General features: G+C 45.5%; 14 protein-coding genes and 3 pseudogenes. 9 read left to right on the top strand and 8 right to left on the bottom strand.

What is annotated here, in order from left to right; all coding sequences use genetic code 11:
• The first annotated feature begins 306 nt into the window (after nt 1-306).
• The 7 genes and pseudogenes from DW083_RS08720 to DW083_RS08690 all read left to right on the top strand — a co-directional run bounded on the left by DW083_RS08720 (nt 307) and on the right by DW083_RS08690 (nt 7,810).
• Nucleotides 307-1,461 (top strand): HAMP domain-containing sensor histidine kinase, encoded by a 1,155-nt coding sequence (locus tag DW083_RS08720; protein ID WP_122332097.1) that lies wholly within the window; start codon nt 307-309, stop codon nt 1,459-1,461.
• 88 nt (nt 1,462-1,549) lie between these two features.
• Nucleotides 1,550-2,137, top strand: coding sequence for a DUF177 domain-containing protein (locus tag DW083_RS08715; RefSeq protein WP_115500838.1), 588 nt, complete (start codon nt 1,550-1,552; stop codon nt 2,135-2,137).
• 12 nt (nt 2,138-2,149) lie between these two features.
• Nucleotides 2,150-2,335 (top strand): 50S ribosomal protein L32, encoded by a 186-nt coding sequence (gene rpmF / locus DW083_RS08710; protein WP_005634607.1) that lies wholly within the window; start codon nt 2,150-2,152, stop codon nt 2,333-2,335.
• Between the two features lie 105 nt (nt 2,336-2,440).
• Nucleotides 2,441-3,444 (top strand): annotated as a pseudogene (locus DW083_RS08705) (beta-ketoacyl-ACP synthase III).
• Nucleotides 3,428-4,318: a GTPase Era gene (gene era, locus DW083_RS08700; protein ID WP_115500840.1), complete on the top strand. Its 891-nt coding sequence runs from the start codon at nt 3,428-3,430 to the stop codon at nt 4,316-4,318. The pseudogene DW083_RS08705 and the gene era overlap by 17 nt, the downstream one beginning before the upstream one ends.
• 28 nt (nt 4,319-4,346) lie before the next feature.
• A pseudogene (gene der, locus DW083_RS08695) lies at nt 4,347-5,658 on the top strand (ribosome biogenesis GTPase Der).
• 952 nt (nt 5,659-6,610) lie between these two features.
• The gene (locus DW083_RS08690) at nt 6,611-7,810 is read left to right on the top strand and encodes a leucine-rich repeat domain-containing protein (RefSeq protein WP_147382116.1); all 1,200 of its coding nucleotides are present in this window, start codon (nt 6,611-6,613) and stop codon (nt 7,808-7,810) included.
• Nucleotides 7,811-7,997: 187 nt separating this feature from the next.
• Here DW083_RS08690 and DW083_RS08685 read toward each other — a convergent pair.
• The 5 genes and pseudogenes from DW083_RS08685 to DW083_RS08665 all read right to left on the bottom strand — a co-directional run bounded on the left by DW083_RS08685 (nt 7,998) and on the right by DW083_RS08665 (nt 12,876).
• A pseudogene (locus tag DW083_RS08685) lies at nt 7,998-9,759 on the bottom strand (glycoside hydrolase domain-containing protein).
• 139 nt (nt 9,760-9,898) lie between these two features.
• Entirely contained in the window at nt 9,899-10,180 is a 282-nt protein-coding gene (locus tag DW083_RS08680; RefSeq protein ID WP_122332095.1) for a hypothetical protein, read from the bottom strand.
• Nucleotides 10,181-10,238: 58 nt separating this feature from the next.
• Entirely contained in the window at nt 10,239-11,321 is a 1,083-nt protein-coding gene (locus DW083_RS08675; RefSeq protein ID WP_122332094.1) for a 6-bladed beta-propeller, read from the bottom strand.
• Nucleotides 11,322-11,339: 18 nt separating this feature from the next.
• Nucleotides 11,340-12,410, bottom strand: a complete 1,071-nt coding sequence (locus DW083_RS08670) for a TIGR04133 family radical SAM/SPASM protein (protein WP_122332093.1) — start codon at nt 12,408-12,410, stop codon at nt 11,340-11,342.
• The gene (locus tag DW083_RS08665) at nt 12,403-12,876 is read right to left on the bottom strand and encodes a radical SAM-associated putative lipoprotein (protein WP_122332092.1); all 474 of its coding nucleotides are present in this window, start codon (nt 12,874-12,876) and stop codon (nt 12,403-12,405) included. The genes DW083_RS08670 and DW083_RS08665 overlap by 8 nt, the downstream gene beginning before the upstream one ends.
• A 361-nt stretch (nt 12,877-13,237) precedes the next feature.
• Here DW083_RS08665 and DW083_RS08660 point away from each other — a divergent pair, with 361 nt between their 5' ends.
• Together DW083_RS08660 and DW083_RS08655 are read left to right on the top strand one after the other, a co-directional pair.
• Nucleotides 13,238-15,085, top strand: a complete 1,848-nt coding sequence (locus DW083_RS08660) for an ABC transporter ATP-binding protein (RefSeq protein ID WP_122332091.1) — start codon at nt 13,238-13,240, stop codon at nt 15,083-15,085.
• 24 nt (nt 15,086-15,109) lie between these two features.
• Nucleotides 15,110-17,539, top strand: coding sequence for a glycoside hydrolase N-terminal domain-containing protein (locus DW083_RS08655; RefSeq protein ID WP_122332090.1), 2,430 nt, complete (start codon nt 15,110-15,112; stop codon nt 17,537-17,539).
• A gap of 54 nt (nt 17,540-17,593) precedes the next feature.
• Here DW083_RS08655 and DW083_RS23570 read toward each other — a convergent pair whose 3' ends face one another.
• The 3 genes from DW083_RS23570 to DW083_RS08640 all read right to left on the bottom strand — a co-directional run bounded on the left by DW083_RS23570 (nt 17,594) and on the right by DW083_RS08640 (nt 19,723).
• Entirely contained in the window at nt 17,594-17,854 is a 261-nt protein-coding gene (locus DW083_RS23570) for a hypothetical protein (protein WP_370038893.1), read from the bottom strand.
• Nucleotides 17,855-17,910: 56 nt separating this feature from the next.
• A complete protein-coding gene (locus DW083_RS23565; RefSeq protein ID WP_370038891.1) occupies nt 17,911-18,207 on the bottom strand; it encodes a nucleotidyl transferase AbiEii/AbiGii toxin family protein in 297 nt (98 codons plus the stop codon).
• A gap of 313 nt (nt 18,208-18,520) precedes the next feature.
• Nucleotides 18,521-19,723, bottom strand: a complete 1,203-nt coding sequence (locus DW083_RS08640) for a porin (protein ID WP_122332089.1) — start codon at nt 19,721-19,723, stop codon at nt 18,521-18,523.
• Nucleotides 19,724-19,751 lie beyond the last annotated feature (28 nt).

Here is a 19,751-nt window from a genome sequence, read left to right as displayed (position 1 = left end):
ATGTTTTCCACTTCGTTCTTCCTCGGATAAGTCCTTCTCATCTAAGTATATTAATATGGCTGTTGCTGTGCGATCGGCATGGGTTACTTCAAAGTAAGTCAATATGCCTTCGGGTAAGAATAGTTCGTAACCTGTTTCCATTGAGCAAAAATAATTATTTTTTGCTTTCTCCACAACTTTTCGGGGTGAGCCCTTTTAAGCTTGCTACAAGCGTGAATGTAGCCAAGTGTAAAGCGACAATCTGGGCTCATATTATAATATTCCCTATTCTTTGCCGTTCAATATATATTGACTGAATATTTCGATATGAAAAGTATATATGATTCCCGGCAACGGCTGAAGTATGTGTTTATTTTTACGGCAATTCTGATCTCGATTGCTTCACTTGTTGTTTCCGATATGTTGATCAAAGATCTGGCACGGGAAGAGCGCCAGATGATGGAAGTATGGGCAGAGGCTACGCGGCTTACGGCGAGTAAGGATGCTGCAGTGGATATGTCGCTTGTTTTGAAAATTCTTCAAGGCAATACGACTATCCCGGTTGTGCTTTGTAACGACAGGGACAGTATTATGTCTCTCAAAAATATAGATCTGCCGGAAAACAATGTGGAAGAATTTGAAAAGGCAAAAGTGCAGGAGTTGAAAAGCAAGAATACGATTGTGATCGATATGGAAGACGGAACGTTCCAATATGTCTATTATGACGACTCTATTATTCTGAAACGGCTGTTGATTTATCCTTATGTACAGTTGTCAATAGTCTTTGTCTTTATTGCAATCGCTTTTTTGGCACTTGCGAGCACGAAGAAAGCCGAACAGAACAAAGTGTGGGTCGGACTATCCAAAGAGACGGCGCATCAGTTAGGAACGCCTATATCGTCTCTGATCGCATGGGTGGAATATTTGCGGACAAAAGAGATCGATCCTTCCCTGTTGAGTGAAATGGAGAAAGATGTGAAACGTTTAGAGACGATTGCAGAGCGTTTCTCCAAGATAGGTTCTAATCCCGACCCTGCTCCTGTTGATATTAATAATTCGATCCGTACGGCATTAAGCTATATGAGCACGCGCATATCTTCAAAGGTCAAGATCTATACTCATCTAACAGCTGAACCGATTCAGGTATTGATGAATGATTCTTTGTTTGCTTGGGTCATTGAAAACCTGACAAAGAACGCTGTTGACGCGATGGAAGGGCAGGGAGAGATTACTTTCCAAGTGGAAGAGCGTGATAAAGTTGTCCGCATTGACGTAACAGATACCGGTAAAGGAATTCCCAAGTCGAAGTTCAATACTGTATTCAATCCTGGTTATACAACCAAAAAACGCGGTTGGGGGTTAGGGCTCTCATTGGTGAAACGTATCATAGAATCCTATCATGGCGGAAAGATATTTGTAAAGAGTTCGGAGGTCGGTAAAGGGACGACTTTCCGCATAGAGCTTAGAAAGTATAAGTGCTAAAATCCCTGATAATAAAAAATAACTGCGAAGGTGTTGCATTTGTGTTTAGTTTTTTCGTACCTTTGCAAGGTTTTTACACTAAAAGGCTTTGGGAAAGTTTAAATTATATAATGTAGATTTGAAAAATCTCGCTCCGGGAGTTCATGAATTTGACTACTTACTGGAGAATAAGTTTTTTGTGGACATCGATGGAGACCAGGTCCAGAAGGGCAAAGTGAAGGTTCACCTCACTGTAAAGCGGTCGTCCGTGATGTTTGAAATGAACTTTCAGATAGAAGGTGTTGTTATGGTTCCGTGCGACAGATGTCTGGACGATATGGAAATCCCTATCGACACACACAATCGCCTGGTGGTAAAGTTCGGTAAAGAATATGCCGAAGAAAGTGACGAAGTAGTTGTTATACCGGAAGATGAAGGCGCTATTAACCTGGCGTGGTTCCTGTATGAATTTATTGCATTGGCTATTCCTATGAAGCACGTACATGCTCCGGGAAAATGTAATAAGACTATGTCGTCCAAGCTGAAAAAGCATACTGCCAGAAGTACTGACGACGGAGATGAAGAATACGAAGACGAAAGCGTGGATGAAGATATCACGATCGACGACGACGTATCGACAGCAACAGATCCGCGATGGGATGGTCTGAAAGGTTTACTTGAGAATGATAACAATTAAATAAATTAAAACATGGCACATCCTAAAAGAAGACAAGGTAAGACAAGAACAGCCAAGAGAAGAACTCATGACAAGGCTGTCGCTCCCACAATGGCTATTTGCCCGAACTGCGGCGCATGGCACATTTATCACACTGTATGCGGCGAATGCGGCTATTACAGAGGTAAGTTGGCTATCGAAAAAGAAGCAGCTGTGTAAGTTTATCCGGACTGAATTAAGTTTTGATAAACCAAGAAATAGCCCTAAAAGTTTTTTTAGGGCTTTTTTTTAATTGGGATATATAGTCCTTTTATTTTAAAGATTATGGATAAGATTAATGCGGTTATTACAGGTATTGGCGGATACGTTCCCGAAGATGTATTGACAAACGAAGACATTTCGAAATTGGTTGATACGACGGATGAATGGATCATGACACGTGTAGGCATCAAAGAACGCCGAATTTTGAAAGGCGAAGGAATTGGTACCTCATATATGGGCATACGTGCTGTGAAGCAGTTACTCGAAAAAACGAATGTAAATCCGGAAGAAATAGAAGTGATCCTGACGCTACAACTACGCCTGACCATCATTTTCCAACTACTTCCTCCATAATTGCTTACCATACCGGCTGCAAGAATGCAATGACTTTTGATTTGCAAGGTGCTTGTGCCGGTTTTTTGTATGCACTGGAAACGGGTTCAAACTATATTCGTTCGGGACGCTATAAGAAAGTTATTGTGGTGGCCGGTGATAAGATGACCGCTATCACAGACTACCAGGACCGTTCTACCTGTCCTTTGTTTGGCGATGCTTGTGGCGCTGTATTGCTTGAACCTACAACGGAAGAAGTTGGGGTTATCGATACAATCTTGCGTACGGATGGTGTAGGCTATTCGCATCTGATTATGAAATCCGGCGGCTCTGCCTATCCTCCTTCTCACGAGACTGTGGATAACCGGGAACATTTCGTTTTCCAGGATGGGAAATATGTCTTTAAGTATGCCGTTTCGTATATGGCTGATGTGGCAGCTGAGATTGCAGAACGCAATCAGTTGACACATGACGACATCGCTTGGATCGTGCCTCATCAGGCAAACCTGCGTATTATCGATGCGACGGCCAAACGTCTGGGCGTGGATATGGATAAGGTAATGATCAATATCCAGAAATACGGAAATACCAGTGCCGGAACAATTCCTATCTGCCTCTGGGAGTGGGAAGACAGGCTGAAGAAAGGGGATAACCTGATCTTGGCAGCATTTGGTGCCGGCTTTACCTGGGGTGCAATTTATCTTAAATGGGGGTATAATGGAAAACAAGCATAAGTCCGGCTTTGTTAATATCGTCGGTAATCCGAATGTCGGAAAGTCTACGTTGATGAACCGTCTGGTGGGAGAGCGTATCTCGATCATCACGTCGAAAGCGCAGACTACACGGCACCGTATTATGGGAATCGTGAATACCGCCGATATGCAGATCGTGTATTCAGACACGCCGGGAGTCCTGCATCCGAACTATAAGTTGCAGGAGTCTATGCTTAATTTCTCGCAGTCGGCACTTGGTGATGCCGATGTGCTGCTCTATGTAACCGATGTCGTCGAGAAGATTGACAAGAATGAAGAATTTCTCCAGAAGGTCCAGAAAGTGGAATGTCCGGTCCTGTTGCTGATCAACAAGATCGATACGACCACTCAGCCCGAGCTGGAAAAAATGGTTGCCGAATGGAAAGAACTTCTTCCGAAAGCCGAGATTATTCCGATCTCTGCCCTTTCGAATTTTAATATAGATTACGTAAAACACAGGGTGGAAGAGTTGATGCCTGAATCTCCCCCCTATTTCGAGAAAGACGCGCTTACCGATAAACCGGCCCGTTTCTTCGTTACGGAGATTATTCGCGAGAAGATCCTCCTGTACTACCAGAAAGAGATTCCGTATGCGGTAGAAGTCGTAGTGGAGCTGTTTAAGGAAGAAGCCGAGCTGATTCACATTAAGGCGCTCATTATTGTTGAACGCGATTCCCAGAAAGGAATCATCATCGGGCATCGTGGCCAGGCATTGAAAAAAGTAGGTGCTATGGCCCGCAAGGATATCGAACGCTTCTTTGAGAAGAAGGTTTTCCTGGAAATGTTCGTCAAAGTCGAAAAAGACTGGCGCAACCGGGACAACATGCTGAAGAACTTCGGTTACCAGCTGGATTAATTAACAGCACAGACAGAAAAAGTTGTTTATGGGAAATATTGTAGCAATAGTTGGTAGACCCAACGTAGGAAAGTCCACCCTGTTCAACCGTTTGACACAGACGCGCCAGGCGATTGTCAACGAGGAAGCAGGCACTACCCGCGACCGTCAATACGGCAAGGTGGAGTGGACCGGTAAAGAATTTTCGCTGATTGACACCGGCGGATGGGTAATTAATTCGGATGATGTTTTTGAAGAAGAGATAAACAAACAGGTGAAGATCGCCCTCGAAGAGGCAGACGTAATCTTGTTTGTGGTGGATGTATTAAACGGTATAACGGACTTGGACAACGAGGTTGCAGCCATTCTGCGCCGTCATAAGAAACCAGTGATCGTAGTTGCCAACAAAGCGGACAACTTCGATTTGCATCCTGCTGCTGCAGAATTTTATTCGTTCGGGTTGGGTGATCCGTTCTGTATCTCTGCCATCAACGGTTCTTGTTCCGGCGATCTGCTGGATAAGATTGTTGCTACACTTCCGGAAGACAAGCCGGAGGAGTTGGAAGAAGAGCTGCCCCGTATCGCCATTATCGGCCGTCCGAATGCCGGCAAGTCTTCTCTTATCAACGCATTTATCGGTGAAGACCGCCATATTGTAACGGATATTGCCGGTACGACTCGCGATTCCATCTATACGAAATATAACAAGTTCGGTCTGAACTTTTACCTGGTAGACACGGCCGGTATCCGTAAGAAAGGCAAGGTGAACGAAGACCTGGAATATTATTCCGTGATTCGTTCGATTCGTGCCATCGAAAATTCGGATGTCTGCGTGCTGATGCTGGATGCTACCCGTGGTATCGAGAGCCAGGATCTGAACATCTTCTCATTAGTGCAGAAGAACAAGAAAGGCCTGGTTGTCTGTGTAAACAAATGGGATTTGGTGGAAGATAAAAGCCAGAAAGTGATCGATACGTTTACGAATGCGATCCGTGAACGCCTGGCGCCGTTTACCGACTTCCCGATCCTGTTTATCTCGGCCTTGACCAAGCAGCGCATTCTGAAGGTGCTGGAAACAGCCCAAGTGGTTTTTGAGAACCGCCAGCGCCGCATCCCAACAGCCAAACTGAACGAGATCATGCTGCCGATCATCGAGAATTATCCGCCGCCCGCATGGAAAGAAATATATCAAGATTAAATATATCACCCAGCTTCCCGCAGGCCAAGTCCCTTCGTTTGTATTCTTCTGTAACCTCCCCCAATGGATCAAAGACCCGTACAAACGCTTCCTGGAAAACAAAATCCGCGAAAACTGGGAGTTCACAGGAACACCGATTAATATATTTATTCGGGAGAAATAAATAAAGAAAACAGAAAAAGAGATGCTATTCGTAGTGTCTCTTTTTTTGTTTTCTATCTCCGGGTAGTATCACATATCTCTCCGCAAAAGTTTTCTGAAAATAATCCTTCAATCCTTCATCTATATGCTTAATTGGTTAATATAAAGTTTCTTATGGATGAAGCTTATGAACCTTTGTCAAAACATATGCGCATTGAAATTAAAACATAGGTGTTTTGATCTCTAAATATAGTTGTTTTTGTAATCAAAGACTTAAGCTTTTGGGATCAAAGACTTAAGTCTTTTCCAGCGAAACTGCCGGTATTTTAAATTGAATGGAATGGTTCCTGTTTTTTCGGATGGGAGTTGCAATTTTTCGGACGGGAGCCAGTTTTTATGGGACAAGCATCGCGTCGGAATTGAACAGGCATCGGTTTGCTATCCGATGCTTATTCGTTTTTAGAGTAATAGTTATTGGTGATTCCCTGATTTAAACTTCATCCGGCGATGAAAAGGTTCATGTCCTTCATCTGTAAATGACTATATAATAATCGGATAAACCATCAGATGAAGGTTTGAAGGTTTGTTTTTGTGAAACTTTTGTTGTAAAACTGTTTTGAGATGTCTACACAAATGGGAAAAAATAATAGTTGTATGCTTTGGATAATCATCTAAAAATACGACCTTTGTAAAGTATTGAAAATAATAACGTAGAAGCGTTTCGATATTATCTTGTACTGGAATCTGGACAATTTCGGCTATGCAAGGTAATAGGCCAAATGGTTCCTGCGCTTGTGTTTGTTATATATCTGCCTGGTGGGGTGGACTATATACTTGCATAGAGCGTGGGATCATTGTTCTATTATTGCATAGCGGGCAGTCCAGAGCCTCAGTACAGTAGTAGACAATGGTTCCCACGCTTCTTTTTTTGTAAATGCCGACCGGTGGGGGACAGGGAGGATAAGGAGGGAGAAATGATGAAAAAGATTCTACTTGTTTTAATGGGATTGTGTCTATGTCTGAATATGAAATCTCAAGTTACAACGTATGTTGAAATGAAAGAAATGGGTACACTGTTGAATTTATTGACAGACCAGGAAATAGAGCAGACAGAGAAAATTGTGATTAAGGGGAATTCTTTGATGAAAGAAGATTTTGCTGTGCTGAAAAGAATGTTGGTAAAATATAATTTAAAGAGGGTGGATATAGAAAATACTGCAACATATGTAATAACAGAAAAAGCATTTGACAACTGTAGTAGTTTGAAGGATATTAAATTACCGAAATTCTTAACGACAATCGGTTATATGGCATTTGGTAATTGTGATAATTTGGAAAATATTGTATTTCCTTCTTCTTTAGAAAAAATAGATATTGGAGCTTTTTGGTTTTGTTCTTCTTTAAAATCAATTCTCTTAGGACGAAGATTGAAAAGTATTGGAGGGGATTGCTTTCATCATTGTACAAGTTTACAAGAAATTCATTGTCAAGGAGAGCAACCTTCTGTATGTGCGTTTAGTTCTTTTGAAGGCCTTCATGAAACTTGTGTTCTCTATGTCCCTGAAGGATGTAAAAGAAAATATGCTTTTGCAGATGGTTGGCTCAATTTTGATAATATTCGTGAAGAGCATGTTGAGTCTGCTTATTCTTTGCAAGTTGATTTACAGGGAGGGACATTTGCTTGGCAACTTTATCCGGATTATGAAGGTGTAGGAGGGGCTGTTGTTCAATGGATTTATCCAAAAGAAGAATGTTTTATTGAAGTGGAAAAAAGTGAAACTGTTGTTTTTCTTATTGCTGAAGAAAATACTTACTTTTCCAATTGGAGGATTGAAGCTATATTGTTAAATGGCGAAGATATAACTTCGCAACTGACGGAGAATATGTTGTTATATTTAACGATTAATCAGGATTCTAAATTGGAGATAAAGATGAAAGATTTGTTGGCTACGTCTAATGAAACAATTGAAGAGCGTAGCATAGGCATCTGTATTTCATCGGATGGACTGTGTGTGAGTAATGTAATCCCCAATGAGTTGATAAGAGTTTATAATCTTTCGGGTGTATTGGTTTGTTCAAAGAGAGCTGAAAGCGATAGTTGTGAGATCCGATTGCCGAAGAATCAAATTTATTTTCTTCAAGTCGGAACGAAAGTGTTTAAAATAAAGATTTAAAAGTCTTTTTTCAACAGGCCTTTCAGAGCAGATTAAATGAAATAGGCAGATATGAGGCTGGAGTAATGTTTTATCATCTTATAATTATTATAAGATGATAATTGCTATATCACACTAAATAAAAATCCCCTTGGAGAAGCCTGATGCCGTTCTCCAAGGGGATTTTTGTTATCTCTAAAGAGGCTGATTACAGCGAATTCAGCAACTCATTCAGTTCATTCACCATCTCGGCTGCCGACTTTTGCGTCTCGGATAAGCCTTCCGGTGTAAACATGGAGACTGCTTTGTTCAATTTCTCCAGTCTGCTACCTTTCAGTTCTGAGCGGAGGATGCGGATCTTTTCGCAATCTTGGATACCTTCGACCAGACGTTCGAAGCGGATACTGCTACGTGGTCCAGGATAGATGCTGTAGGTATCGCCGGCAGCCAGGTGCGGAAACGGGAGTCGCGCAGCGGATCGGCTGTCCAGCTGTTTACGGCCCAGCGCAGGTAACCGTCGTAACCTCCGGCGATGGCATGTAGGGCGGTCCAGGGAGCTTCGGCAGGATCAGAGAAGGTGAACGTGTTCGGGAATGCTTCCGAGCAGCAGGTGTAAACCGTGCTGATCTGTCCCTTGCGTTCGCGTTCAGCTTTCACATCTTCCGGGAATTTATGGCCGTAAGGGATGCTCAGGTAATAGAGGTCGGATTGGATTTCCGGATGATAATTACCGGCCAGCGTGATTTTGAATTCAGGATCGGCCTGTTTGATCACCTTGATGGCCTCGCGCATGGCTTCCATCGGACGTTCGTCCATTGAGATAGCTGTCTTTTCGAACCAGCCTTTTGTGCGCAGGTGGCGGGAGAAGTCTTTCAGGAAAGAACCCCAATAGTCGGCATATTCGGCATCACCCGGCTTAACGTTGATAAACTGTACCCGGTTGGTTGCTTCATCGTAATAGTCGAATGTCAGCGCCCAGGGGATCATGGTGTAGCAACTGATCAGATCCTTGATGCCCACTTCGTTCATCATAAATTCAACCCATTTGTCGAAGAGGCATAGTCATAGACCCATGTCCCGTCGATTTTCTTGATGCGGGTGACCATGCTGTCATAATGATCTTCGGTCTGTCCGGCCCAGGGTTTGTGCATGATGCTGGTCGTGATGGCACGTTGTCCGGCGTTAGCCAGCATTTTCATGATAGGGCGCATTGCGTCGAAATGTTCTTTGCTCCAGAGCGGAACCTGATAGTAGCGGGCTACGGAATACGGGTTTTGCCACAAATCCAAGTGGAAAGCCCAGTCTTGCGGGGCCGGTAACGTACGGTTCAGCACGTTTACCTCGAATTGTAGGTTCATCGCCTGGAAATTCTTTCCCGAAACAGTCAATGTCCCTTTGTATTTCCCGGCACGGGCATCGGAGGGAACCCATACGTTCAGCCAGACCGGTTGAGTTGTGAGGGCTTTGATGTCCTGTATCTTGACAATGTCCAGCACGTCGGCAACGACGGACGAATCCCATTCGGCTTTGTTCTCACGATGTCCGCAACCGCCTTTGCGGTCCTTGTTCAGTTCGTCGGTCATGACGTAGCGTACAAAATTCGTCGTGATGGCAGAAGCCGGAATGATGGAAGAACCGTTCTTCAGCTCGCTTACCGTGATGGTTGCCTCTTCCAGGTCATTCTTGGTCCACAGCACGGCCTGTGCGTTTATCCTTTCTCCTTTCCAGGCTTTCGTCTGCAGGCGGGTTGTCTTTTTCACATCGGGAACGTCCAGCTTTTTGTAACGGATATCCGTAGTTCCCCAGCTCAATTGGGTTGGTGTTGTCATCTTGTTCCAGACTTCCTCGCCGTCGTGCGGCTTTGTGTCTGTCAGTTCCTCATAATTGCCCAATGGATACTTCTCTGTCTGTTGAGCGAAACAGACGGGCCCAAACGCAAGTAAGGCCGATAAGATTAGAGCGTTTTTCATGTACGATTGTTGTTTTTTAGTTTACGAGGGTAAAGATAAGAAACAATGGACAATTTGCAATGGACGATTGATAATTTCCCTTACTCGCATAAGTCGGGGAAAGACTGCCCGTTGTAACCGCCTCCTCCTTTCATGGGTGTCAGAGCTGAAAGCGACAGGTTGCCTTTTCTTTTTTTACGTAGCTCTCTTTTTGGATGAAATCAAATATCTCCTTACCTGTCTTGTTTTTGAGCAATAAGACTTCGATCTCCTTATCCTGTATGGAGTCTTTTATTTTGATCCGATAGTAGTCGGTATCTTCTTTCTTTTCAATGACCTTGCCATATATTTCATCCGGCAGGTTCTTTTCATAAAAACTTTTGCAGTCGTCACCCCCTGCTTGTCCAAACAGGATTGCGAATAATAAAATCAGTACTTTCATCTCTATTTAAATTTTACGAACATTAATACAGGATTGCTTTCTTCATTCAATTTGTTGCTTATTTCCACCATCGAGCTTTGCCTGCAAACGTATAATTGTTGCTATCGGCAATTCTTGCGAATTCGGATTGTGCGAGAGGGAACACGAAATAGTCTCCATGTGAGGCTAATGGTTTCATCTGTGCATCCGGATCTCTGAACTTGACAAGCGTGTTACTATTGTCTTTTTTGTCGATGACGGATACATAAGCTTCGCCTTTGTAGTAGAAATCCATATAGATATGTGTCCTGTTCTCCATCAGGTTGAAGAAATATATGAAATTTTGATCTGCCAGCTTTTGCATGAACAGCATCGGGTCTTTCCCCAAAGCCTGATTATAAACAAATGCTTCGTCAACCCATTGTTCCCCGAAGTCGATCCTCATACGAGGTTCAACCCGGTCTTCGAATACATTATAAATCGTGTCGTTGTATGTCGGGACAAATACTAATGCGTCATCTACGTGGTAGAGTGATTGCCTTGGCGAGAAATGTATGCTCATGGTCTTCTCAAAAGGCAGGAAATGACGCGTTTCCCCGTTTGGGGGTTGAACGAACAGGCAGTATTTCAGATCACTTTTGACTGTCCCTATGCCTTCTTCATAGACAAAAGTGCTGTCCTCGATCATGCTGAAAGCCATTGCTCCGAAAGGAACCGGCGTATGCTTCTCCTCGATAAACTTGAAATTAGCGTCGTAGGTCAGGACTTTATTTTGGATCGCGTCTAAAACTAAAATATGGTTTTTGTTCTTGTCTATGTACATCCCGTCAATCCGCACATATTCACCCGGGCCATTCCCGATTGCTTTGTGTGCTGAGAGGAAATGCCCGTCAAGAGAGAATTGCAGGATGCTTTGGGTCTTTCTGTCTGACAATACCAATTTGTCGGATACGTTTAATTGGCTGATCTCCCCGATCTGGCTACTATCATTTGTCTCTAATGGTATGAAATAGGCTGTATCGATATCTGCAAAAAAGACTTCGGGGGAAGATATATTCTCCCAGGCGACTGTATAAGTCTTGATATCCTTTTCCTTGTTTTTATTTCCTTGTGTACAAGCAAACAGGCATAGCAGTAAAAATATATTGCAAGTGGTTCTCATATCTGTATTTAACGAGTTTTATTCAATCCTTTTGTAATGGCAAGTCATCAACTCCCCATTCTCGTCGTGCAGATGCATTCCGCTGCCTTCGCAATAGCGGAACATGTCGCAGTCGGCACATTGTCCTTTCCGGGCCCATTTCCGGTTGCGATATTCCTTGAAGCCGTTGTTCCAGACGTCGATAAAGTTGTCTTTGTAGATGTTTCCCTGGTGATAGTTGGCGCGGATGCTCGGACAGCCGGAAATAGAGCCGTCTATCAGGACCGATGCGGTGCTGACACCTGCGTCGCAGTGGAAAATCTGGTCGCGCACTTCGCCTTCATAGTTGCCGAGGAAGCCCTCGCAGGCAAAGTCTACGTGTATCTTTCCTTCGTGGCGGCAATGGCGGATAAATTGGAGGACCCAGGTGAACTGTTTGTCATCGATCTGCAATTCCGGTGTTTCTGCCGCCCGTCCGACCGGGAAAATGGTAAAGATGCGCCAGTTGCGGACACCCATCTCGATCAGGAACTCTTTGAACAGCATCAGGTCCTTGAAATTCTTCTGATTGACGCAGGTCACGACATCCCACGCGATTTCCTTTTCTTCCGCCAACATCGCAATCGCATTGACGGCACACTCGAAGCTCCGACGGTTGCCCCTGAGCCAGTTGTGCGCCTCTTCGAAACCGTCGAGGCTGATGGTGATGGAGTGCATGCCGGCGGCAAGCAACGAATCCAGCCGTTCGCGGGTGAGCAGCAATCCGTTGGAGACGATTCCCCAGGGATATTCGCGTTTGTTCAGTTCCCGTCCGCAGACCTCGATGTCTTTGCGAACCAACGCTTCCCCTCCGGTAAAGACGATCATTACCTGGTGCGGGTTCATATGCGGCGTGATCTCGTCGATGACTTTCAGGAAATCTTCGACCGGCATATCGGGATGCGCTGACGAAACATGGCAATCGCTTCCGCAATGGCGGCAGGACGCATTACAACGAAGCGTACACTCCCAGAAGAGCGTACGCAACTCATGTATCTTGGCCCGGTTTCTCCGGATACTTCTAAATAGCTCTAAAGCAAGACGTTTTCGCAATCCAGGGCGTTTATTCATTCTTTATCTCTTCTTTTAGGATGAAATTTACTTCTTTTTCGACAGAGCCTTTAAACCAGCCTCCTTTTCCCCCTTTATAATCATCGCCGGAAATAGTAATGTCTGTAGAGTCCTTTTTATATGAACCGTTCAGAGCGCCGTCGACATCTGTTGCAATGATTCGTAATTTGCCGGTTGGAAATTCTTCAAACTGGCAGGTGAAAGTTCCTGCAGAACTTGTTGAAACAGCCGGTATTGTGTCGAACCAGCTTCTACCGTCTCCATGATGTTCCGTCAGACATTTTATTTCAATATCCGGAATCGGTGCACTTCCCTCGTTCACCACTTTCCCTTTTATGGTAAAGTTGGCATAAGGTGTTCCGTACATATCAGCTCCGCCATCACATGCCGAGAAACCCAATAACGCAAGTATCCCGCCCAGCAGCCAGTTGATACTTTTCAGTAGAGAAGTAGAAACCTTTTTCATATTGTTATAGCATTTGTTTATACTATATAGATGCAAAGATAACGCATATAGTTGCACATCTTATCGTTTTGTCCTTACTATTTTACCTTTTTCTATTAGGACTCTTGTCCGTTCGACCGGCAACAATAAACCGTCCGCTTGGCGGTGAACGATCGTCCGCTTGCTGGTGAACGATCGTCCGGCGCCAAGCGAACGATCGTTCGCCGCCAAGCGGACAACTAATGGAAGCCATAGAACGAGTGAAAAGAACGGCATCCGGCAGCTAAGGAATCGGGGACAATGAAATAAAATACCGCTTGATACCCGGAATAAGCCGGATATTGAGTAACTTGCGGCCCTAAATTCAATCTATCAATCAAACATGAAAGATTTTCTGCGTATACTGAGGCGCTTTGTGCCTCCCTATAAGAAATATATGGTGTGGAATGTGATATTCAATATCCTGTCTGCCATATTGAATCTATTCTCCTTTGCTTTAATTATTCCCATTCTGAATATTCTTTTTAAGATTAGTGACGAGACATATACATATATCGACTGGACGTTCAACCCGCTGTCTTTCGAGGCCTGGAAAGCGACTCCCGAGCTGCTGAAAAATAACTTCTTCTGGTTTGTGTCCGATATGATCGAGACGAAAGGCGGCTCGTTTACGCTTATCATCTTAGGCATATTTCTGGTTGTGTCGACTTTCATGAAGGTCGGGACGATGTATCTGGCTTTTTATACGATGATTCCGATCCGTACGGGAGTCGTGCGCGATATCCGCAACCAGATCAACCGCAAGATCACGGAGCTTCCGCTTGGCTTTTTCTCGGAAGAACGGAAAGGTGACATCATTGCCCGTGTGTCGGGTGACGTGAACGAGATCGAGACATCCATCATGAGTTCGCTCGATATGCTCTTTAAGAATCCGATTCTGATCCTGATCTACCTGATCGGGATGATTGCGATCAGTTGGCAGTTGACGCTTTTTGTCTTTATCCTGCTGCCTGTTGCCGGTTACGTGATGGGCCAGGTCGGAAAGAAACTGAAGCGGAAATCGTTCGAGGGGCAGCAGCAATGGGGCTATCTGATGAGCCAGATCGAGGAAACATTGGGCGGCCTGCGGGTCATCAAGGCTTTTAATGCAGAGAAAAAGATACAGGATCGTTTTGAGAAGAGCAACGAGACATTCCGCCGGTTGACGAACCGTATTTATCGTCGCCAGCAATTGGCGCATCCGATGAGCGAGTTCTTAGGAACGGCTACGATCGCGATTGTGCTTTGGTATGGCGGTACGCTTATTCTGAGCAGTAACAGTCCGATCGACGCCTCTACCTTCATTTATTATTTAGTGATTTTCTATAGTATTATCAATCCGGCAAAAGACCTGAGCAAAGCGTCCTATGCCATCCAGAAAGGACTTGCTTCCATGGATCGTGTGGATAAGATTCTGAAAGCGGAAAGCGATATCAACGATCCGGAGAACCCGAAACCGATTGCCTTGAACGAGAGTATCCGTTATCAGGATGTATGGTTCAAGTACCAACATGAATGGGTGTTGAAAGGCATTGACCTGACGATTCCGAAGGGGCGCACGGTGGCTTTGGTTGGACAGTCCGGTTCGGGAAAGAGCACGCTGGTGGATTTGCTGCCCCGTTTCTATGACGTGGATAAAGGCAGCATAACGATTGACGGTACGGATGTGCGCGATGCGACCCTGTACGATCTGCGCAGCCTGATGGGAAATGTGAATCAGGAGGCGATTCTTTTTAACGATACGTTCTTCAATAATATCTCTTTCGGAGTGGAAGGAGCTACGCTTGAACAGGTACAGGAGGCGGCCCGCATCGCCAATGCGCACGATTTCATTATGGCGAGCGAAGAAGGATATGATACCAATATCGGCGACCGGGGCGGCAAGTTGTCCGGCGGACAGCGCCAGCGCATCAGCATTGCCCGCGCGATCCTGAAGAACCCGCCGATCCTGATCCTCGATGAGGCGACTTCTGCGCTCGACACTGAGTCGGAACGTCTGGTGCAGGAAGCTTTGGAGAATCTGATGCGTAACCGTACGACGATCGTGATTGCACACCGCCTTTCGACTATCCGGAATGCTGATGAGATCTGCGTGATGCACGAAGGCGCGATTGTGGAACGCGGACGGCATGACGAACTGATCGAACTGAACGGATACTATAAAAAGCTTTGCGATATGCAAAGTTTCTGATAATAACTTAAAGATTTAATAGCCATGAAACTAAAATGTCTCTCGTTTATATTGCTTTTCCTGGCAGGATGCAATATGCCGGATGTGAAAACGGGTAAGCCGTTGTCCTATCATTTTGATGCTCCCGCAAAGATTTGGGAAGAAACATTCCCGTTGGGTAACGGGCGTCTCGGGTTGATGCCGGACGGAGGTGTCGAAACGGAAAACATTGTCTTGAATGAAATCTCCATGTGGTCGGGAAGCAAACAGGATACCGATAATCCGCAGGCTTATTATTCGCTGGCACAGATACGCCGTCTTCTTTTTGAAGGTCGCAATGATGAGGCGCAGGAGCTGATGTACAACACCTTCGTCTGCAAGGGTGAAGGAAGCGGGCAGGGACAAGGAGCAAATGTCCCTTATGGTAGCTATCAATTGCTGGGCAACCTCGTATTGGATTATGATTATCAGGATGCGGCAGACTCGATCTCTGCCTACCGGCGTGAACTGAATCTGGATAACGCGATTGCGACTGCCTCTTTTAAAAAGGGGAAAGTTAATTACGGCCGTGAGGTTTTTACCTCCTTTGCCGATGATTTGGGCGTGATCCGTCTGACTGCCGATGCCGACAGGGCCTTGAACTTCTCCTTCGGCATGAATCGCCCCGAGCATTATCAGGTGACGACCGACGGCAATGACTTGTTGATGCAGGGGCAATTGCCTGATGGAGTCGATACGCTCGAGATGAAAGGCCTTCGCTATGCATCCCGTATCCGTGTCCTTTTGCCGAAAGGCGGAACTGTCACTCCGGGCGATTCTACGATTTCCGTGCATAATGCTTCCGAGGCTATTCTGCTGGTCAGTATGGCTACCGATTATTTCGACAAGGATCCGGACGGCAAGGTTGTATCTTTGCTGGCGAATGCCGAAAAGAAAGATTATGCCTCCTTGAAGAAAGCACATGTCGCTGCTTACCGTTCTCTTTTCGGACGTGTGGAACTGGATCTGGGACGTTCTTCCCGGGAGGATCTGCCGATGGACGAACGTCTTGCCGCTTTCAATGAAGATCATAACGATCCTTCGCTGGGCGCACTTTATTTCCAGTTTGGCCGTTACCTGCTTATCTCGTCTACCCGCGTCGGCCTGCTGCCTCCTAATTTGCAAGGACTTTGGTGTAATACGATCAATACGCCCTGGAATGGCGACTATCATCTGAATATCAATCTGCAGATGAATCATTGGCCGGCTGAGGTTACAAACCTTTCCGAACTGCATCTCCCGTTGGTGGAATGGACCAAGAAACAGGTTGCCAGTGGCGAGCGGACGGCAAAGGCTTATTATAATGCCCGTGGCTGGGTGACGCATATTTTGGGTAACGTCTGGGAATTTACAGCACCGGGCGAGCATCCGTCGTGGGGGGCGACCAATACTTCCGCAGCCTGGCTTTGTGAACATCTGTATATGCATTATCTCTATACATTGGATAAAGAATATCTGAAAGAAGTCTATCCTGTCTTGAAGGGCGCTTCCCTGTTCTTTGTGGATATGCTGGTGGAAGATCCCCGCAACAAATATCTGGTGACGGCTCCGACGACTTCGCCTGAGAATGGCTATAAGCTGCCGAACGGCCATACAGCCCATATCTGTGCCGGTTCTACGATGGACAATCAGATCGTGCGCGAGTTGTTCACCAACACGATCGAGGCTGCCGGTATTTTGGGTATCGATTCGGATTTTGCCGGCGAACTGTCTGCCAAGCGTGCCCGCCTGATGCCGACGACGATCGGTCAGGATGGGCGTATTATGGAATGGCTTGAACCGTATGAGGAAACAGAACCCCATCATCGTCACGTGTCCCATCTTTACGGTCTGTATCCGGGTAATGAGATTTCAATGGAACAGACGCCGGAGCTTGCCGAGGCTGCCCGTAAGTCGCTTATTGCCCGCGGCGATAAGAGCACGGGATGGTCAATGGCCTGGAAGATCAATTTCTGGGCGCGGCTGCACGATGGCGACCATGCTTATAAGTTGTTGGCCGACCTGCTTCGTCCGTGTGTGGACTGGAAGACAAATATGACGAACGGCGGCGGTACGTATCCGAACCTGTTTTGTGCACATCCTCCTTTCCAGATCGATGGAAACTTCGGAGGTTGCGCCGGTATTGCCGAAATGCTGGTGCAGAGCCAGACCGGACGGATCGAATTGCTTCCGGCCCTGCCTTCTGCCTGGAAAAGCGGCAGTTTCAAGGGGCTGAAAGTGCGTGGTGGTGGCGAAGTGTCCGCTAAATGGTCGGAAGGCCAGCTGACAGAAGCCGGCTTGAAAGCATTGGTGACTAATACTTTCCGCATCAAACTCCCTGCTAATTCAGCCAACATGAGCATCAAAATCAACCAGAAATCCGTCTCCCTCCCCGTTGTCGACGGCATGTTGGTCGTCGACTTGCAGGCAGGGGATCAGTTGGGGTTGATGTTTTAAATTGGTTATTTGTATAAAAGAGGGGCAAAAGAGTTTTTGATCCCCTCTTTTTATTTAGAAAGTAAGTGATGAAATCTGTTTTTGCATTTCTTGTTTTATCACATTCCAATCAATAATACTGAACATGAGTGGTTCGGGTTCTTCTTCAGCATCGTCAAAATAGGAAAGGCTTTTAATGACCATAAATATGGAACCGTCTGTATATTTTTCAGAATAAAGCCGGAGCATTTCTTTTAGTGAAAAATATTGTAGGAGGAAATAGACATCGATAAAATCCTTTTTTGTACCTCTGCCGGTTATTGCCGCCAGCTTCATAGCGCAAATATCTTCCAGACCTGCCAGTCGAAGAAAATCTGTGTTATTCACCGGAGCTAACCAAGGATATCCATAGTTACAAGATCTACTTTTATATTGTTAATGGTGAAGATATGGATGTTCTTTGAGTTCTTTATAATTGAAATGTTTCCTAAAGGACGGATTATTTCAAGAACCTCATCCGGCTCTATAGACAAAGCTCCAAATAAATCTAAATCAACAGATGTTCGATGGCCAATTTGTAAAGCCAGTGAAGTACCTCCTGCCAGACGCAGATTTTCAAAATCCGGAATAGCCAGAAGACTTTTTAGAAGTTCCAGTGTTGCGGGATCGATTGTTTTGTAGTGTAGCATCTGAACTGTTCTCTTGGAATGTGTGATATTGTTGAAATAAAAGCGAGAGCCCGAGGCTCGAGATCCCGGAACTTTTTTGCGATACAAGCTATATCAGATATTGGAATATAACGACAAAGTAAATACCAGTCATTTAAAGTACCGTATTCCAGTATACGTTTGATAATAAAAGCGCAATGATGATCCCAATCTAATTTATCCCGGTCTGTATCCCAGAATAGATGCGGGGAGAACTTTCCGATAATGTCTTGTTTGACTGTTTGCATATTGCTTTTTTGTTTATTATTCTGTTTACAAATATACAGACTTATTCTTAATACAATGGAAGTTTGTAGATAAATCCGATTGAAATTTTCCCTGTGTTTTCAATGGAAGCACCCAGCGCTTTCGCTTTTCCCGTCAAGCTGTAGGAGCGGCCTGTCCCTGTCAGGAAGATGTGCAGGTTTTCGTCGGCCATCGGGTAGAACTCGATACCGGCCTGATAGCCCCATGCGGTACGGTATTTGCCGGAAGGGAGTGCGTCTTCGCTGCTTCCGCTTTTGTAGATGGAGCCGGTTTCATACATGCCTTTGGCAAAGACATTCCATCTCGGGTGGAACCGGTAATTCATTTCTGCGACAAACGAAAGATACTGGACGTTGCGGAGGCAAACGGGACCTTCTTCATCCTCGTCGGCAGCCGGAGCCAGTTCGGTCAGGATGCCCAGCGGGTCGAGCGGACCGCGTGTGTACATCACATCCAGATAGCCGTCGAACGGACCGGAGCAAACATTGTGTCCAGCCCAAGCCATATACATCCATTTCCCTTTTGCCTGTTCGCCAGCGGTAGCTGAATAACGGAGGTTTACAACTTCGTCCAGATAACTGCTGTTCCAGTTGAGTGTATAGAAAAGAGGGGCACGTGGTTTTTCGATTCCGGCAGGTAGCACGCCATAAGCATCTTCCATGCTGCCGATACGGTTGTCCGTCACCTGTACACGCAATTCCTGTGAGGGTGTCAGCTGGTACGCCAGTGTTGCACCGGTGAAATAGCAATCCATATATTCGTTCATGTCGCTGTATTCGTATATCTCGAACGGATTGAGGTCATATTCAAACCCGCCCCAGGCGGCATCCTGCTTCCCGAGGATGACAGTGAACTTGTCGTTGAGGCGGTAGCCGATCAAGGCATACTCGATCGATTCCGGCAGGTTTTCCAGCTCCATGCCTTCATTTCCCTGGTTGAGGTTTTGCCGGTACCAGTAGAAGAGCCGATCGTTTACTTCGCCGGCGGCTTCGAGTTTGATATGGTTAAAACGAAAGGCGGCTTCATCCAGCTTGTTGCCGGTGAAGAATGTGTTGAAAGAGGCGTGCATTTCCAAATTCAGATTGAATACATTATTCCGCCGGGGAATCTTGGTTGCATATTCAAACAGGGAAACGGCAGACGAATCCCGTTCCGGGATGATCGATTGCGCCTGTAAGGATGTAGTACATAAAAAGAAGGCTGACAGCCAGAATGCCGTTAGTCGTTTCATTGTCGATTACGATTGTGTTTGATTCTGG

The organism is Parabacteroides sp. AF48-14 (assembly GCF_003477465.1).
Classification (GTDB): Bacteria; Bacteroidota; Bacteroidia; order Bacteroidales; family Tannerellaceae; genus Parabacteroides; species Parabacteroides acidifaciens.
This window is presented reverse-complemented; position numbering and strand designations above follow the sequence as displayed.

What these genes read in the sequence shown, in the direction of transcription:
- DW083_RS08720 (WP_122332097.1), top strand. Translation starts at nt 307, where the DNA reads ATGAAAAGTATATATGATTCCCGGCAACGGCTGAAGTATGTGTTTATT.
- rpmF (WP_005634607.1), top strand. Translation starts at nt 2,150, where the DNA reads ATGGCACATCCTAAAAGAAGACAAGGTAAGACAAGAACAGCCAAGAGA.
- era (WP_115500840.1), top strand. Translation starts at nt 3,428, where the DNA reads ATGGAAAACAAGCATAAGTCCGGCTTTGTTAATATCGTCGGTAATCCG.
- DW083_RS08690 (WP_147382116.1), top strand. Translation starts at nt 6,611, where the DNA reads ATGATGAAAAAGATTCTACTTGTTTTAATGGGATTGTGTCTATGTCTG.
- DW083_RS08680 (WP_122332095.1), bottom strand. Translation starts at nt 10,180, where the DNA reads ATGAAAGTACTGATTTTATTATTCGCAATCCTGTTTGGACAAGCAGGG.
- DW083_RS08675 (WP_122332094.1), bottom strand. Translation starts at nt 11,321, where the DNA reads ATGAGAACCACTTGCAATATATTTTTACTGCTATGCCTGTTTGCTTGT.
- DW083_RS08670 (WP_122332093.1), bottom strand. Translation starts at nt 12,410, where the DNA reads ATGAATAAACGCCCTGGATTGCGAAAACGTCTTGCTTTAGAGCTATTT.
- DW083_RS08665 (WP_122332092.1), bottom strand. Translation starts at nt 12,876, where the DNA reads ATGAAAAAGGTTTCTACTTCTCTACTGAAAAGTATCAACTGGCTGCTG.
- DW083_RS08660 (WP_122332091.1), top strand. Translation starts at nt 13,238, where the DNA reads ATGAAAGATTTTCTGCGTATACTGAGGCGCTTTGTGCCTCCCTATAAG.
- DW083_RS08655 (WP_122332090.1), top strand. Translation starts at nt 15,110, where the DNA reads ATGAAACTAAAATGTCTCTCGTTTATATTGCTTTTCCTGGCAGGATGC.
- DW083_RS23570 (WP_370038893.1), bottom strand. Translation starts at nt 17,854, where the DNA reads ATGAAGCTGGCGGCAATAACCGGCAGAGGTACAAAAAAGGATTTTATC.
- DW083_RS23565 (WP_370038891.1), bottom strand. Translation starts at nt 18,207, where the DNA reads ATGCTACACTACAAAACAATCGATCCCGCAACACTGGAACTTCTAAAA.
- DW083_RS08640 (WP_122332089.1), bottom strand. Translation starts at nt 19,723, where the DNA reads ATGAAACGACTAACGGCATTCTGGCTGTCAGCCTTCTTTTTATGTACT.